Here is a 16,519-nt window from a genome sequence, read left to right as displayed (position 1 = left end):
CATGACGGGCATGACCGGTGAAGCCCCGCTCAGTTGCAGCTGCCCCCTGAGCACTTGAAGCAGGAGGTGGTGCGGGTGCCGGGGGTGCACAGGTCGATGCATTGGGGGTGGCAGCCGTTCTGGGTGATGTCGTGCATCATCCCCAGCTTGTATTGGTAGAAGGTGTTGGGCGCCACCGCGAGGCCAGCGCCTGAGTCACCGCGGAACCGGTTGAACCCCACGGAGGTGCTGCCTCCCGCGCAGTTCGCGACGCCCCAATGGGCGGAGTGAGCCGCGTGGGCGAAGTTGAGGGCCCCCGACCAGTTGGTGGCGCGGAGGCGGACGACCGTCGTCTCCCGCTCGACCCGGTTGCAGGGCTTGATGGCCGGCTGGCTCGGGTCACCGCACGAGGGGTTTCCATAGACGGATGCGACCCAGTCACGGAACGACTGCGACCAGTTGGGCGCCAGGGATTGAGCTTCGAGGAGGTGGTCCAGGCTCAAGCCAGCGAGCTCGTCCGCGTTCTCGCGCTGGAGGCGCGCCCGCGTCTCTTCATCCACCGAGAGCAGTTGCTCGCTTTCGAGCAACTCGGGCATGGCCTGACGCTCGGGTGCCACGGCGAGGAAGCGTTCAGACGGCGTGTGCGTCTGCATCAAGTGGGGGGCCATGACGGGGCGGTGCGGATAGGCCGTCGCGACGGCGACGTCCACCTCTCCGTTGGGCGTCTTGAGCCAGCCGACGTAGCTGCCACCCTCCCCGTTGACGCGGGCAAGCTCGCGCGGTTCGGTGGCCAGTTTCCTTCAGGTCACCGGTTTCAAGCAGTAGAGCGTGGTGCTCTCGCGAGAGCGCGCCATGTGCAGCGGGTCTGACGTGTCCTTCGCTTTCGAGTGCCGCGCCGGGGTCGACCGGGCCCACTGCACCGACAGGCCGCACCGCTCGAACTCCGCTTCGAGCCACCCGGGGGAGCGCAGGCCGAGCAGCACCGCGAGGTCCGACAGGAGCAGCAGGCCCACGCCGCCAGGCGCCAGCGAGGCGGAGAGGCCTTCGAGAAAGCGCCGCAGGAACTGGCTGTCCTCGTCGAACACCGCGCGGTCTACCCGGTTCTTGGGCGGCTCGGGAATCCAGGGTGGGTTGCACACCACGAGGTCGGCCGTGCCCTTCGGGAACAAGTCCGCCTCCGCCACCTGGAAGCGCTTGCCGAGCCCGAGCTGCTCCGCGTTCTCCCGGGAACAGGCCACGGCGCGCGAGTCACAGTCCGTCGCCTGCACGGACGCCGCGCCCCGCTGGAGGAGGATGAACGAGAGCACGCCGGTGCCAGTGCCGATGTCAAACACGCGCTTGCCCTTCACCTCCGTGAGGGAGAGCAGCAGCTCCACATAGTCCGTGCGGGTCGGAAGGTAGACGCCGTAGTGCGGGTGCAGCAGCCCTGTGAGGCCAGGAACGGCGAGTCCCTTGCGACGCCACTCCGCCGCCCCGAGCATGCCCAGGAGCTGCTTGAGCGGGACCACGGTGGTGTCCGTCGTGGGAGCCCCCCATACCTGCAGGCAGGCCAGTGAAGTGTCTGGCGCCCGCGCGAGCCCGAGCCGGTAGTCGCGGTCGAGGGACACCACGATGCGCGACAGCGTCTCGTGTTCGAGCTGCCGTGCCCGGCGCTCGGCGCGGAAGGCCTCCAGCGGCGAGCGCGCCTTCGCGGGCTGCGGGAGCCGTCGGCTCAGCGCGCCGAGGAGCTGCTTCGCGTTGTGGAAGTCACCGGAGTACAGCAGGAACTCGCCTCGGCGCACCCGCTTGAGCGCCGTATCCGCGCTGAGGCGGTCATTCACGGGAGACAGCCGAGCAGGCGCGGGCACCGCGCTCTCGGAGTGCCAGGTGAAGGCGGAGTCCGGCGACAGCGCGGACGGAGAGACGGAGGCGGACGGCCCCTCGGGTGAGGTGCCGGTTCGGGGAGCGCGGGACATGTCCCTGGGGTAGCACGTCCACGCACTCCCGTCGCGAGGGGAAACCACCGCCTCGCGTGGGGGCAGCGCATTGCCATTGCCGGCGCTCCGGGGGCGCGTAAGGTGGAGGGCACCATGAGCTCCCTTCGCGCTATCGCGCTCGCCTGCACCGTCGTGCTCGGCTTCGTCGCCGCTTGCGGCAAGGATTCTCCCCCTTCCGAAGGCCCACCCGACGCGTCCGTGCCCGAGCAGTGCGACAGCGCCGGCTTCGAGCTGTGCGACGGCACCTGTACGCGCATCGAGACCGACCCGGCGCACTGCGGCGGCTGCAACCAGGCCTGCGCGACCACGGAGGCCTGTGAGGGTGGCGGCTGCATCGCGGTCTGTCAGATTGGCGACCAACAGGTCGCCTCCGAGACTGTGAACGCGGCGAATGCGTGCGAGCAGTGCGTGCCGGAGACTTCCGCGACCGCATGGACGCAGCGCGTGGACGGGACGCAATGCAGCCCGGGACAGGTTTGCGCGGACGGCGTGTGCGGCCCGAAGTGCTTCATCGGTGGCACCCTCTATGCCGAGGGCGCGGTGAACCCGGAGAACCCCTGCGAAACGTGCCAGCCGTCGGCGTCGACGGCGAACTGGACGGCGCGCGCCAGCATTCCGCTGCTGCGCGGCGGCGAGGACCTCACGGAGCAAGGCTGGACGACAATCTCTCAGGCGCCGAGCACGCTCACGTATGGCGAGGACTTCGTTCGCCTCGCGACGTCGACGAACAGCGGCGCGCGGACGAGCGGGCAACTGCTCACCATACGGGAGAACGCGTTCGACGGAACGAAGCCGTTCACGCTCCGGGTGACGATGCAGGTCGAGTCGGTGCCCCCCCACAACTCGCTCGACAGTGGAGCGGCCATCCTGGGGAGCTTCACGGTGCCCTTCGGTAACGCCACGGACCGTTCGCAGATGATCTACCTCGACAGCGCGGCGATCGGCTGGGCGGATGATACGCAGTCCGCGGCGTTCTCCGTGACGGACGGCGCGTATCATGTCTACGAGCTCGCGGTGGATGCGGCGAAGGTGGCGACGGTGAGCATCGACGGCGTCGCGAAGCTCACGCGGAGCAACTTCACGACGACCGGCACCATCGCCATCGGCGACCAGACGAACGATCCGAACGTCGATGGCACGATGAGCATCAAATCGGTCGAGCTACTCTGTCTTTAGTCCTCCAGACGGACACAAACCAATGGAGGCGCCGTCCTGTGCGGGATTGAGCGCCTCCGCCCGTCGAGCAACTGCCCTGGATGACGAGCGCGCCTCGCGCCTGCGCTAGACTCGGGGCCTGCCTCTACCCTTTGCGCGCGGCTTCAATGAGCGCGAGCGCGGCGTTTCGCAGCAGCGGCAGTGCCTCCTTGGCGAGGAGGGTCTGCGAGCTCACGAACGCCCCGTTGATGAGGAGGGCCAACTGTCCGGCGAGCTCATCGGGGCGCCCGGCTCCGAGGCGCTCGGCAAGGCGCTTCAAGCGCCGCCGCAGCTCCTGCTTGTGCGCTGTCGCCACGCGGCGTGCCGGGTGGTCTGCGTCGGGGAACTCCGCGGCGACGTTCAGCTGCGGGCAGCCGCGGTAGTTCGTTCGGCCGGGCGACACGTTCGGCGATCCACTTGAGGTGAGCCTCCAGCTCCGCCAGCGACTCGTCGGCGTTCGCCCGCGCCACGCGTTCCCAACCGCCCCAGAAGTCCTCGTCCTCCCGTTGGAGGAACGCCGCGATCAGGTCGTCCTTCGTCCCGAAGTACCGGTACAGGCTGGTCTTGGCCACCCCCGCTTTCTCCACGACGAGGTCAACGCCCACGGCGCGGACGCCCTGTCGGTAGAAGAGCTCAGAGGCGGTCGCGAGGATGCGCTCCCTCACCTCCGCGAGCGCTTCCGGTGGAGAGGCTTTGGTTCGGGCTCGGGTCGTCGCCATTCAACGAACAGACAGGTCTGTTTCGTCACGACAAGAGGAGAACCCCCCTGACCGCTTCCAATCCTTCCCCAGGGATAAGGCATGCTTTCGCTGTCTTCGGCGCCAACGGGCACACGGGCCGCTTCGTCGTTGCCGAGCTGCTGCGGCGCGGCCATCGGGTCGTGGCCATGGGCAGGGACTTCGCACGGCTCTCCGCTGCGTTCGAGCAGACGGAGGTCGAGCTTCGCGCCGCCTGTCTCGAGGACTCCGACGCGCTTGGGCGGGCGCTCGCGGGAGTGGAGGTCATCGTCAACTGCGCCGGGCCGTTCCTCGACACCGCGGAGGCCCTGGTGGAGGCAGCGCTGCGCGCCAAGGTCCACTATCTTGATGTGAGCGCGGAGCAGGCCAGCGCGCAGGCGCTGTTCGAGCGGTTCTCAGTTGCCGCGAAGGACGCGGGGATACTCGTCCTGCCCGCGGTCGGCTTCTATGGCGGCTTCGCCGACCTGCTTGCCACCGTGGCAACCGATGGATGGGTGGAGGCAGCTGCGGTGAGCATCGGCATCGCGTTGGATGCCTGGTGGCCAACACCGGGCACGCGGAACACGGGCCGCCGCAACACCGTGCCGCGCGTGGTCATCGAGGCAGGCAAGCTCACCCCCAAGGGCGCTGCGGGGCCCGCCGAGTGGCACTTCCCCGCCCTCTTCGGCAGGCAGGAGATGGCCGAGGTGCCCTTCTCCGAAATCGTCCTCATCCACCGGCAGCTGCGAGCGATGCAAGTGCGGACGTGGCTCAACACCGGCCACTGGCGGACTTGGGTGATCCTTCCACACCACCGCCTGTGGCGACCGACGCGTCCGGGCGCTCCGCGCAGCGGTTCTTGGTGGAGGTGCGTGCCCGCCGGGGTTCAGAGGAACGCCGCGTCACAGCCAGCGGGCGCGACATCTACGCATTCACCGCTCCGCTGGTGGTCGAAGCCGTTGAGCGTATCCTGAACGGTGGCGCGCACGCGGGCGTTCGGTCGCCCGGCGAGGCCTTCGATGCAGCGGACTCCCTGCGTTCGCTGGCATCGCATTTCGACTTCGGCCCTTCGACCTTGGCGGCAGACGGCTCTATCCGCGCGCCAGTCGCTCGAGGACTTGGGTGACTCGCGCAGCCCTGGTGCCTTGGATGGGGAGCACCTCCACGCCCAACTCAAATGGGTCATCGAGCAGTATCCGGGCGAGCGCATCGTCCGCCGCGACTCTCGACTCGCGGTCTGCGCTCGCCGGGAGCCGGATGAAGTCGTGTTCCTCAATCGGCACGAAGACGATGAGTTCCAGCGTCTGAACGGCGGAGCGCACCTGGGGAAGCCACGCCTCCAGGTCGAACGAATCCGCGTCCTCATGCGTCTGGAGGTACCCCAGGAAGTCGAGCGGGCAGCGGTCAAACAGGATGTTTCGTGAGCACTTCTCGCTTTCGAGCAACTCCACCGAGAAACGGAGCTGCTCGAGGAAGTCCTCCAAGGAGGGAGGCGACGCGAACTCGTAGCCCTCCTCTTCGAGGAGGAAGTACGGCTCTTCGGCGAGCCGGTACCCCTCGAGTCGTTCCCCAAGCAAGTCAATCAGCGTCGACTTGCCCACCCGGTGTGAACCCGTCACGGCGATGCGCATGGTGTCCTATACCGCGCCTCCAAGCCATCGTACGACACAGGAAGCGGCGGAGCAGGTAGAGGCCGCGCTACCCTTCAACGCCCCCAAAGCCAGGAAGCAGCCCGCACGGCCTCTCGCAAGGCGCTTCCGCAGTCTCGCTCAGGCGCCGCGCAGGCCCTCCGCCATGCCCACCCCGTTGGCTCCTGACAGGATTTCAAGGGCGGCGCGTTGGCCTGACAAGAGCGCCCCCTCCATCCAGCCGGGCATGGGAGAGGTTTGGTCTCCGGCGAAGTGGACCCGGCCTTCGCGCGTTGCGAGCGCGCGCCCCCACTGCGTGAGTTGCGTCGGCCGGAACCACGCAAAGGCGCCCCGAGCCCAAGGATCCAGGTCCCATGCGTAGGAGGTTCCGCTCCGCACTTCAGAGGACAGCTCTGGCGCGAACTGGCTCAGTCCGCGAACAGTCATGGCGATGCGCTCATCCTCGGAGAGAAGGCCCGCCGCGCGGGCGCACGGGCCCACGCGATACGCTTCGAGGATGCCTGACGCCTGAGGTTGTGTCGGTGCGGCGTCGAGGACGTGCATGATGGGGAGGTCCGTCAGCCACCCATTCGACCACCCCCACTCTGTCCAGAGGCGGCGCTGGTATTGGATGAAGGTGCGCACAACGGACGCATGCTCGAGCTCGCGAATCGCCCGCATCTTCTCCGCCGAGAAGGCGGGGACGAGCTCAACGTCACGAAGGACCGAGAACGGGATGGCGCACACGAGCCGCTCCGCCGTGAACGTCCTGTGTTCTCCCGTGCTGCCACGGCAATACACGCGGACGGCCCCCTGCTCCTGCTCGATGCGCTTCGCGGCCCATCCGAACTGAATCCTTCCACCGAGCGCTCCCGCCAGGGCGACGGGAAGCCGGTCACTTCCGCCTCTCAAGGTGTAGGCGCTCGAGCCTCCTCTGCCGACCGTCAGCAACTCCCGTCGAAGAACGCCAAGCGCCGAGCTTGCGTCGATGCCATCACCCACCAGGTCAAACCGTCCCAGGCTCACCGCCTCGCTGGCCGCCGAAGAAGCGCCCCGCTCCGCGAGGGCCTCACGCAGGGTCAGGCCATCGAGGTGGGTCGCACCTGGACCGGGCCAGGACGCATGGAAGGGGTCGCCGACAGCCTCCACGAGGGGGGCCACGTACTTCCGATAGAGCCCTGAAAGGCCGAGCTGCTGCTCATCCGCCCTCACTCCCTGCAGGACGTCCGTCTCATCACCGGCGGGGGCCAGGATGCGACGTCCCCGAAGATGGAAGGGCCGCAAGGCCGACGTGTGAGGCGTTGGCAGCGGATCAAGCTCCAGGCCGAGTCTCCTCGCAAAGCCGAGGACCGTCGCGTGCCCGCTGAGGACATACTTCGCGCCCGCCTCGGCATACATTCCGTCCAGGAACGGCTTCCGCAGGGTCAGGACCCGGCCACCGACTCGAGCGCGCGCCTCGAGCACGACGACGTCCTGCCCCGCGAGGACAAGCGCATGCGCTGCCGCCAGTCCCGCGAGGCCCGCGCCCAGAATGATGACGCGTTCGCTCATTCGAGACGTCGCCTCGCGCCTTCGGTGCGGCTCATGCCAGCGGAAGCAGGTATGGGTTCAGCAGCCCTCGCCTGAGCTTGAGCGGTGAGGTGGGCAGCTTGGGATTCCGCGGGGGGAGGCGGCGCGGCAGCAGCCCACTCCCGAGCCGCAACAAGCTCGGACAGAACGCCAGAGGTTGCGTCCCAAGGACCAGCGCCTGGCAAGTCCGGAACGGAGAAGCCGCCTCCAGCGTGAGATTGATGACCAGGGTGCGCAGCCCATGCTGGCGGAACCTCGTGACGAGCGCCCCCGCCTCGTCGGGGACCCGAGCACGAGGGAGCGCCACCGGGGGGCCCTCCAGGAGCAGGTCGACAGCGCTCCGCATCGCGGGGTTCAAGTAGAGCAACGTGATGTCGAGGAGGGAGTCGATGAGCCAGTAGTTCTCCAGGACCGGGGGCCGCCGGAGCGCCTCGAAGTCAATCGCGAGCTGCCGACGGAGGGCCACCGCCTCCGTCAACATCCGCATCTCACGGAGCGCTCGATGCACGGCCACGGCCGGGTCCCCCGCGGCCGCGGCGGCGAGGAGCGTTCCTCCTTTGGGGAACGCGCCCGCGCCTGTCGCCTCTGCGATGAGCGCGACGACGTGAAGGCCGGCGCGACCGGGCAGGTACGAGAAGTGGAGGGTCCAACCCGAATCCTTGAAATGACGCGACACCCCCTCATCCATGCCGAGCGTAGCCGTGTCGAGGCGCCGCGCCCCTTGACCTCGGTACCAGGCGAGCTGGAGTGCATCGCGCTCGACCACCTCCAGCAGCGCGGACCGCAACGCGGCGTCATCGCTCGTATGCGTCGCGACGCCATTGGATGAGGCGCACAGAAAGCGCGGGCCCACGAGCCGCTCAGAGGTCGTGAAGGCCGCGGGAACGAGCAATTGCTCACCGGTCTCCGCATCGGTGGCCCTGACCCAATCCAGCGGCGTGTCGTGGGTGACTGGCGCGTAGGGGAACCCCGGACTTGCGTACTGCTCCGGCGTGTAGAGATCCCAATCACGCATGGGCAGGAATGGCTGTTCGAGCGCACGCGCCGGAGTCGCGGAGACATCGGGCACACGAAGAAGGGACGAGGCGCGCTCGATCGCCTCTGCTCGCGCGGTCAGCCTCCGCTCCTCCAGGGATGCTCCGACGCCCACCTGGGCCAGGAGATGGCCCGACACCACGGGCCGTCCTCGCTTCCGAGGACGGAGGGTGGCCACTCCCCAGGTCAGGGTGACAACGGGAGGAGCCCCCCGCCTGCCGCGGACAGTGGCTTCGCGCGTCGCGATTCCCATGCGCCCCAGCGCGGCGCCGGCCATCCGCGCCCCCTCCAGCTTGCCGATGCGGTTCGCCGCGCCCCGGTCCGCGGAGCACGCGCAACCCGCCGCGGGCTGGGCCCGGGTGCGCCTGGTGCCTGGTCGCCCGTAGGCGCCCTCTGTCCAGGCACGCGCATCGAATGAATGCGCCTTCAGGGCTTTCCGGAGGGCCGTCAGGTCGGCTGCCCCCAGCGCAATCACGGCGCGGCGCGGAATCGCGTTCGCCACCGCGGCGGCCTCGTCGGGTGCATCCGCGCGCTGGACCTCCCAGAGCAGACCACATGAGATACACACGCCACTGCCAGCGCTTCGCCAACGCGTGGCGCTCAGCTGGATGAGCGCTCCGCTGTTCTCGGAAATATCGTTTGCGCGAAGAGGCCCCAGTCGCAGCCTGCCGGTGATACCCAAGGCCTCGCGGAGAGCTTGCTCGTCCATCAAACGGGGAGCGCCTCGTCCCAGCGCCCCTTCCTCTTCGAGCCGCGCCCCGAGCTCCACGGCGCCGGCAGGGTCGACGCCCGCCTTCACCAGCGCGCGGACGACCGCGGCGCTCCCTCCGCGGCGAACGTCTCCGAGGATGGAGACGAGAAGAGCAAAGGGGAGGCCCCGTATCTCCATCAGCGCCCTCCGGGTCTGAAGGATGGAGACTCCCCTCGCCATTTCGAGGAGCACGACACCTGACTGAACGCCCATGTCGTGCCCGGGATGCCGCTACTTCGAAATGTGGGAGATGCTGGACACGTTGGTCTCAAACGCCTTGAGCGCGGACACCTTCAGAACGCGCACCGTGACCTTGAGAGTCTTTGAACGCTTTGTACGAGCAGGCTTCTTCATGTTCGGCCTCCCTGGGTGAAAGGGAAGTGTCCCCTCAAGTCACACTTTGAGTCAACAACAGACCAGGTACTTTGGGCCGTGATGGGGATTGACCTGGCCCACACTGGAGCTGGGGCATGAGTCTGCGGCTCCGTCAAGCAGACCGGGACCAGCAGCGCCTGTCGCTCACGGCCCGTCGAGCACGGCCAACATGCGCGGCAGCACGTCGAAGAACGCGTAGTTCCAGCAACTGAAGTTGTGTCCGCCGTCACAACCGAAGGGCTTCTGGCCCGGCGCGGGGCGGCCATACATCTCGTAGTGGTGCGGCACGCCCGCGGCATTCAGCGCATGGTGGAACCGGTCCGTGGACGCCCCCGGGACGCGTTCGAGCACATCCCCATCCCAGATGCCCGAACCCGCGTACAAGGCGACGGCCACGCCCCGCAGGGACGCCGCGCGAGGAATGGGGTTGTTCATGTTCCAGGCCTGGTCGAAGGGCCAGAAGGGAGCGCCGAACGCCCCATCCGGGTTCTGCAGCCACCGTGTCCCCTCCTCCGTGACGGTGGCGCGGATGGCGGCGTCACCAAGGTCCAGGGCCCCCGAAAAGCTGGCCGCATAGGCGAACAAGTCGGGGCGCCGCGCGGCGTAGCTGATGGCGCCGAAGCCGCCCATGGACAGCCCCGCGATAGCACGGCCCCGCTTGTACGCCAGCGTGCGGAGGTTCTGGTCCACCCACGGAATGAGCTGGTTGAGGTGGAACTCCTCCCAGGATTGATTCACGCCACGGGGAAAGACCCAGTTCGTGTACCAACCGACCTTGCCGCCATCCGGCATGATGGTGATGACGGGCATGTTCTCGGTAATCGCATACGCCGCACCGAACTCCACCCACTGGGCCGAGTTCGCGCCTCCACCACCGTGCAACAGGTAGACCGCGGGGTAACGCACGCCCGGGTTGTTGTAATACCCCGTCGGCAGGAGCACGCGGACATGGTGGCGTGGGTCATAGACCGCGTGAGGCGCGATCAACGGCGTGGAGATCTCCACATCAATGAGCCGATCCGTGATGTGCCGCACCGCATGAACCGTGATGCCATGCCCTGAATGGAAGTTCGGCGCGAGCGAGGCATCGGAGGCCTCCGCGCCGCCGGGCACGCCAAGGAGCAGGGCCACGAACAAGGCCCCCACGAGCCTGCGTGCGGCACGGGCCTGAGGCGAAACAAATACATCCTGGGGCAGCAATCCGCGCATCTCAACCTCGGAGAGTAGATGGGGCGACAACGGGCTCTTCATCCGCCAATGACAGGCGCGACGCTAGGGGCCGCATCTGAACATGGCAACGCCCACGTTGGAAGCGGCTGTGTAAATCCCCGACGAGGGCCGCTGCGGCTGTGTCTTTCCTGCGCCTGTGGACGCGAGCTGTCCATTACTGCTCGGAGGCATGAAGGCGGGAGCGGCGCCCAACGGTCTGGATACCGCCTGCCGACGGCTCAGCGCGCCATCGGTTCGCCACGACGCCGTCCACCAGCAGCTCGGTGCCAACGACGAAGCGCGACTCGTCCGAGGCGAGGAACACCGCGGCCTTGGCGAGTTCCCAAGGCGTGTCCATGCGGCTGAATCGCACCAGGCCACGGAGCTGCTCGCGCAACGCATCCTGTTGCTCGGGTGGCAGGCCCTGCCTGGCCATTGCCGGCGTCTTGGTGGGACGCGACAAGAGCCCGGGGCCCCGCGCAGGACGTGCGCGGGGCCTCTTCGTTTCGTCACGCAGCTACGTGAGTCACGGCGTGGGGCGTCACGGTGAGTAGATGACCGCGGTGTTGAGGTACGAGTTGCCCCAGTGGCCTGCGGCGACGAGCACCTTGCCCGAGGGGAGCAGGACACCCGTGGGGCCCTGGCGGCCCGACGGCATGCTCACGCTGAAAGAGACGGAAGCCGTGGCAGGGTCGTAGATCTCGGTGATGGCGCTGATGGCCTGCGAGCCACCGGTGACCAGCAGCCGGCCCGAGGCCAGCATCACGTGCGTCGGATTGTTCCTGGCGTGGGTCAGCGTGCCCGCGCTCGCCTGGAGGTTGAGCGCCGGATCGTACAACGCGAAATTGACGCCAGCGTGCAAGAGGACCCGCCCCGAGGGCAGCAGGTGGCCCTGACTCCAGCTCGTTCCGCTCGCCCCCGTCGCCGGCGCCCACGTATCCGTCGCGAGGTCATACATCTCGGCGGCGGAGCTACCGCCCGCGACCAAGAGCTTCCCGGAGGGCAAGAGGACCGCGGAATGCGAGGCGCGCAACGTGGCGGCCATGCTTGCGATGGGCACCCAGGTATTCGTTGCCGGGTCATAGACCTCGGGGATGCTGTTGACCGCGCTGGCGGCGCCTCCGATGACCAGCACCTTGCCCGAGGGCAGCAAGGTGGCCGTATGCCTCGCGCGCGCGAAGGTCAGAGGCGTGGCGGCACTCCAGGTGTTCGTCGCGGGGTCATAGATGTCGACGTTCCGGACCGACTGATTGCCCGCCTGGTCGGTGGAGCCGCCAATGGCCATGACCCTGCCGGAGGGCAGGCGCGTCAGCGTGTGGCTCCCGCGCGCGGAGCCCATGTTGCCCGCCGCGCTCCAGGTACCCGTGGCCGGGTCATAGAGTTCAGCCGAGGCCAGGGGGTCCGTGTTGTAGCCGCCCACGACCAGCACCTTGCCAGAGTCGAGGAGCACTCCGGGGGCCGCATAGCGGGGCGTGACCATGCTGCCGGTGGTCTCCCACCGCGCCGAGGCGCCGCTGCCGCAGTCCGTGCCGTTGAGGACGCTGACGCTGAAGGTGTGCGACGCGGAGAACCCCCTCGCGTTGGTCACGGTGACGGTGAGGGTCGGCGCGGCACCCGCGGGCACGCACATCGGAGCAGTCCAGCGGACCTCGCTGGAGGTGAAGCCGTTCGTCGGCGTCCCCACCGTGCCGGTGCTCGCCGTCCAGCCGAAGGTGAGCGCGCTGCCATCGCCATCCTCGGCAATCACGCGCAGCGTGGCGCTGCCACCGCCGGCCACCGATGTCGCGGACTGGTGCGTCAGAACGATGCGCGGCGGAATGCTTGCCCCCGTGCCCGGTCCCACGCAGACGCGCAGCATGCCCTGGCCCCGGCCGCCGTTCGGGTCCGTCACCGCGACGGTGAGCGGACAGTTCCCACACGGGTCTCCGGTAGGCACAGCGGTCGGGGTGAACGTCGCGCTGGCCGTTTCAGCCTCCGTCCACGTGCCCGCGCAGGCCGCCGTCCACTGGTAGGAGAGCGCGTCACCGTCGCCGTCCACGGCGTCCACCGTCACGGTGGTGCTCTGGCCCACCGGCACCGGAGAGCGGGAGATGGTGATGCCCCGCACGGACGGCGACGTGTTGAAGGACACGGTGACGCTGGCGCTGCCCGCCGTGCCGCCGTCCGTCGAGACGACATTGACAGTGAGGTTGATGCTGGCCGAGGCCCCGCGAGAATCCGTCACCGTCAGCGTGAGGACATATGCGCCCGACGTCTGCGGCGCCGTCCACGTCGTGGTCGCCGTCCCCGTGGAGCCGAAGGTGCCGCTCGCCGCCGACCACGAATAGGTAAAGGTGTCGCTCACGTCCGGGTCGTGCGCCGTGGCCCGCAGGGTGATGCTCCCGCCCGGGAGCACCGTGCTGGCCGCCGCCACCAGCGAGTCGATGCAAGGCACGGTGTTGTCGAAGGGCGGCGTCGTGTCGAGAGACTGCAGGGTGATGGCCACCACCGCGACCTCGCCCGCGGCGATGGTAACGCCCGTGGCCTGCCCCCGGTAGCGCAGCGCGCCCTCGGCGTTGAAGGCCTCCGCGGTGAAGGTGCGATTGGTGCCCGCGGGCACCTGATAAAGCGAGCCACTCCAGGTTCCGTTCGCCAGGGCCAGCGTCGTCGTGGCCGACGGGACTCCCGTGGCGCTCAGGGTGACGGTGACCCGGGTCACATCGTCCCCCGCGAGTGCCTGGGGAATGGAGCCCGCGAACTGGACGGAGCCCATGTCCGCCGGTTCCTCCACGGAGGCTCCGCACCCCCACGAGGAGGACAGCGCCACGGCGACAAGGCACAGCAGCGCCCACTGGGTCTTTCTTTGTCTTTGCATCTGGGAGGGGTCCTTGCCTGAGTCGTGAGCAGGGAACCACCTCCGCCCCGAAGCAGGGGCCAGCGCGACGAGGAGATAGGCGGAAGGACAATTCCTTGCACCCGCATTCCGTCAGGAACGGAAGGCGAGCGAACAAATTAAAGCACCTTTCTCAAAAAACGATATGACATTTCTACAAGCCCTTGCCGATCCGACCAAGGCTTGCCAGCGCGTGTCAAAACCAGACGCCCGTATTCACTTCCAGTCCATGGCGCACTTCGCCGCAGCAGAGGTGTCTGGACCGCCCCATTACCGGGTCCACGAGGTCACCAAGCCGACCCTTCATCCAGCTCATTGCCGCCACAGCCCGCTTTAAATGAATATCGAGATTTAGTGACAATAGCCGATTACTCATGTGATTGGGCTTGCGCAATGGCATCCGCGGGCTGGATGGCCTTCTTGAACGAGCGTCGACGTGGGTCAGGCATCGGCAATCTGGTTGCCCATGTAGCCAATTGCTGTCGCAGCCTCCGGCCCAAGCACCGCCGAGATTGCCGCCGCCACGCACCGGGCGACGGCGACCAGCATGGGCGCGTGCGCTACCGGGTTCGCCAGCGTGTGGGCCAGCGCCGCTGCCGCGTTCGCCGCATTGCGCACGCTGAGTTCGACGTTGGTGTGCAGCCCTCCGGGCGAAGCGGCCTGCATGTCCGCCAGTGTCGCGCCGCCGCCGATCAATTCCCGAATCGAGTGTAGGAGGGCCTCGGGATGCTTCAAGGGAGCTGCTGAGCGGACTGGATAGGGAGGGGATGGAGCAGGGACATGTCGAGGTAGCGGTGGTCTGCCCAAATGCTGGAGACCTCCAGCGCCACGGTGGTGATGAGGCGCAAGGCGCTGGCGCTGGCGGGGAAGGCGCCACGGAGCGGACTCCGTGGAAGCAGCGCATCCCAGAAGCCCCCCAGGGACGAAGCTAAGGTTCAACAGGCGCGCGAGCCCCCCGTCTCGGTGGGCGCGGGCTGCAGCGCGCCCATATCCACGGCGTAGTCCTCACCCTCTTCCACGGAGAGCCGGGCCTCGCGCGCGCCAGGTGACACCCAGTGCTCGAGCCAGCCGCCCCCGTCCGTGGGTGCCGTAGAGCGCCTCGCCGTCCACCACGAGGCGATAGTCCACGCCCACGCGAGGCCGGTCCTCATCCAGCAGCCGAAGCCGAACCTGCTCGCGCCGTCCCTTCACACGGAAGCGTTGGGTGGCTCCCGTGCCGACAGAAACGGTGCGGGGCTGCTTCGGAGAAATGGTGATGCGGTCAACCACGAGCAGGACGTGCGGACTGCCACGGGCGGCCCTGAGCGCCTGATTGTCGGGATGCTCTCACAACATGCGCCAGTGGAGCCCGGCCGCCTCGGCGATGGAGGACACGCAGTCGCCCTCCCGGACCACAGAGTCCCCCTGGCCCACCGGCGCTCGTGCCCCCTCCGCCATGAGCACCCTCTCGCGCCGTGCGCTCGCGACGAGACTGTTGAGGAACCTGCGTGCCTCCCCCCCGGGGCGGGGTGCAGCCAGCGTGGCCAGGAGGAAACACGGCGGGCCTGCGTGCTCACCGAACGCGCCTCGCGCCGGGCCGGGACGCGGAAGCTCGACTGCTTCACGGAGCATGAGCCCAAGACGGCCATGAACGTTGTCACCACCGATGTCGACCGGGGTATCGGCCTCGAGTTGGTGCGTCAGTGCCTCTCCCGCGGTGACGTGGTGCACGCCGGCGTGCGCGCTCCCGCGCAGACCGCGGAACTCACCGCGCTCATCCAGGACGCTGTCGGGAGACTCCATGTCCACACGCTCGACGTCGCGAATCCGTCGAGCGTGCGTGCCTTCGGGATGGGGCTCCCCGCCCCGTGCACGTGCTCATCAACAACGCCGGCGTGCGCAGCCGCCCGGACGCCCTCTCCGACCTGGACGGCGACGACCTCACCCGCACCTTCCAGGTGAACGCGGTGGCGGCGTTGCGCGTGACGGTGGCCCCGCTGCCGCGGTTGCGCGCGGCGGGCGGCGCGAAGGTGGCCAACCTCAGCTCGAACCTCGTATCCATCGCGGACAACAGTTGGGGTGGCGCCTACGACTACCGCATGTCCAAGGCGGCGCTGAAGACTCCGGAGGCTTCTTCGACTTCAAGGGCCAACGCATCGCGTGGTGACTCGCGCTGCTCCAGAAGGCGCTGCCCGTATGTGACGCGGGCCCTCGTCAAAATCGCCCTCCCCCACGCAACTCCGTGCGCGGATGAAGGACAATTCCTACAAAGGCATGCAAGAACGCACCTCATGCTTCAGACCAGGGGGGGTCTACAACATGGGTATCATCACGAAGGCAACGACGACGGTGTTGAAGCAGGCCGCGCGAGGCGCGTCCCACACGGGTGGCCACGGGGCACCAGCCCGGGTGCTGAAGCAGGTCGCTCATCACTCCACCAAGGCCCCGAGCCCGTCCCAGATTGCCAGTGAGACGCGGGCGCGGAACAACAGCCATGACCTGATGAGCGACATCATGGACGCCATGGACCGTCGCGATGGCGGCAACAACGCGTCCATGCCTCGTATCAAGCTGGATGTCCCGCTGTCGCGCCGTGAGAACTTCGCGTTCGACGCCATCCAACCGGGGTATGGGACCCCGAAGTCCGCCATCGACAAGCAGGGCAAGCTCCAGCCCGCGGGCGACAGCCCCACCGTCAGCGCCTCCGACCACGTCGATGGCGAGAAGTCCGTCAAGGCGAAGACGCCGTATACGTCCTTCAGCGGTCCGCCGGTGGGCGTGGACGGCAGGGCCACGGGACCCCGGGTCGACAACCCGCTCTACGGCAAGGACCTCATCGTCACCAACCCTGCGAAGGACCCCAAGAGCGGCGTGGTGCTCGACCAGTTCGACATCCAGCGGGACCTCCGGACGAGCACCAGGCCCGGCTTCGACGAGACCGCCGTGCTGCGCTCCGAGCCACGTCCGCAGCCGCTCTGGCAGCCCACCGCCGAGGAGCGCGCCATCATGCCCCTGGTCGGGGTAGACCCCGAGAAGCCCTCGTACTCGTTCCGTGAGCGCGCGATGGTGAACTCGGCGCGAGACGCCGAGTACCTGGTCAAGGGCACCATTCACGCGTTCGACTACTTCCAGGGGCTGCCGGACGGCTCGCTCAAGCCCCTCTCCAAGCAAGAGGTGATTGACGCGGCCGCGAAGAAGCTCTGAGCGGCCGGTTGCTTCACCCGGCGCCCGAACCT

General features: G+C 68.0%; 14 protein-coding genes and 1 pseudogene. 4 read left to right on the top strand and 11 right to left on the bottom strand.

Going from position 1 to position 16,519, the window contains the following annotated elements; all coding sequences use genetic code 11:
* Positions 1-29 precede the first annotated feature (29 nt).
* Entirely contained in the window at positions 30-689 is a 660-nt protein-coding gene (locus tag HV824_RS05595; protein ID WP_176422836.1) for a hypothetical protein, read from the bottom strand.
* Between the two features lie 90 nt (positions 690-779).
* Entirely contained in the window at positions 780-1,934 is a 1,155-nt protein-coding gene (locus tag HV824_RS05590; RefSeq protein ID WP_176422835.1) for a class I SAM-dependent methyltransferase, read from the bottom strand.
* A 114-nt stretch (positions 1,935-2,048) separates the two neighbouring features.
* Here HV824_RS05590 and HV824_RS05585 point away from each other — a divergent pair, with 114 nt between their 5' ends.
* Positions 2,049-3,131: a hypothetical protein gene (locus tag HV824_RS05585; protein WP_176422834.1), complete on the top strand. Its 1,083-nt coding sequence runs from the start codon at positions 2,049-2,051 to the stop codon at positions 3,129-3,131.
* A gap of 124 nt (positions 3,132-3,255) precedes the next feature.
* On the opposite strand, the gene HV824_RS37215 is transcribed toward HV824_RS05585, so the two are convergent.
* Both HV824_RS37215 and HV824_RS38150 read right to left on the bottom strand, forming a co-directional pair.
* Entirely contained in the window at positions 3,256-3,552 is a 297-nt protein-coding gene (locus HV824_RS37215) for a hypothetical protein (protein ID WP_255207786.1), read from the bottom strand.
* 124 nt (positions 3,553-3,676) lie between these two features.
* A pseudogene (locus tag HV824_RS38150) lies at positions 3,677-3,868 on the bottom strand (helix-turn-helix domain-containing protein); the annotation flags it as partial.
* Here HV824_RS38150 and HV824_RS05575 point away from each other — a divergent pair.
* A complete protein-coding gene (locus HV824_RS05575; RefSeq protein ID WP_217917121.1) occupies positions 3,832-4,839 on the top strand; it encodes a saccharopine dehydrogenase NADP-binding domain-containing protein in 1,008 nt (335 codons plus the stop codon). The pseudogene HV824_RS38150 and the gene HV824_RS05575 sit on opposite strands and share 37 nt — an antisense overlap.
* A 117-nt stretch (positions 4,840-4,956) precedes the next feature.
* Here the strand turns inward: HV824_RS05575 and HV824_RS05570 are convergent, their stop codons facing one another.
* The 7 genes from HV824_RS05570 to HV824_RS05540 form a co-directional block, all read right to left on the bottom strand.
* On the bottom strand, positions 4,957-5,496 hold the full coding sequence (locus HV824_RS05570) for an AAA family ATPase (RefSeq protein ID WP_176422833.1): 540 nt from the start codon (positions 5,494-5,496) through the stop codon (positions 4,957-4,959).
* A gap of 138 nt (positions 5,497-5,634) precedes the next feature.
* Positions 5,635-7,044, bottom strand: coding sequence for an NAD(P)/FAD-dependent oxidoreductase (locus HV824_RS05565; RefSeq protein ID WP_176417734.1), 1,410 nt, complete (start codon positions 7,042-7,044; stop codon positions 5,635-5,637).
* Positions 7,045-7,075: 31 nt separating this feature from the next.
* Entirely contained in the window at positions 7,076-8,350 is a 1,275-nt protein-coding gene (locus HV824_RS37210) for a YcaO-like family protein (RefSeq protein ID WP_255207792.1), read from the bottom strand.
* Positions 8,351-9,367: 1,017 nt separating this feature from the next.
* The gene (locus HV824_RS05555; protein WP_368738024.1) at positions 9,368-10,354 is read right to left on the bottom strand and encodes an alpha/beta hydrolase; all 987 of its coding nucleotides are present in this window, start codon (positions 10,352-10,354) and stop codon (positions 9,368-9,370) included.
* A 253-nt stretch (positions 10,355-10,607) separates the two neighbouring features.
* Positions 10,608-10,895 carry an SDR family oxidoreductase gene (locus HV824_RS05550; protein WP_255207784.1) on the bottom strand — a complete coding sequence of 96 codons (288 nt, stop codon included), beginning with the start codon at positions 10,893-10,895 and terminating at the stop codon, positions 10,608-10,610.
* 78 nt (positions 10,896-10,973) lie between these two features.
* Positions 10,974-13,184, bottom strand: a complete 2,211-nt coding sequence (locus HV824_RS05545) for a kelch repeat-containing protein (protein WP_176422829.1) — start codon at positions 13,182-13,184, stop codon at positions 10,974-10,976.
* A gap of 561 nt (positions 13,185-13,745) precedes the next feature.
* On the bottom strand, positions 13,746-14,039 hold the full coding sequence (locus HV824_RS05540; protein WP_176422828.1) for a hypothetical protein: 294 nt from the start codon (positions 14,037-14,039) through the stop codon (positions 13,746-13,748).
* Between the two features lie 1,112 nt (positions 14,040-15,151).
* On the opposite strand from HV824_RS05540, the gene HV824_RS38145 reads away from it, so the two are divergent.
* Together HV824_RS38145 and HV824_RS05535 are read left to right on the top strand one after the other, a co-directional pair.
* Positions 15,152-15,754, top strand: a complete 603-nt coding sequence (locus HV824_RS38145) for an SDR family NAD(P)-dependent oxidoreductase (protein ID WP_368738023.1) — start codon at positions 15,152-15,154, stop codon at positions 15,752-15,754.
* Positions 15,636-16,487, top strand: coding sequence for a hypothetical protein (locus HV824_RS05535; protein WP_368670931.1), 852 nt, complete (start codon positions 15,636-15,638; stop codon positions 16,485-16,487). The genes HV824_RS38145 and HV824_RS05535 overlap by 119 nt, the downstream gene beginning before the upstream one ends.
* The last annotated feature ends 32 nt before the right edge of the window (positions 16,488-16,519 follow it).

The sequence above is a fragment of the Myxococcus sp. AM009 genome (genome assembly GCF_013372605.1).
Taxonomy (GTDB): domain Bacteria; phylum Myxococcota; class Myxococcia; order Myxococcales; family Myxococcaceae; genus Myxococcus; species Myxococcus vastator.
The sequence above is the reverse complement of the archived record's forward strand: the minus strand, read 5'-3'. Positions and strand labels throughout refer to the sequence as shown.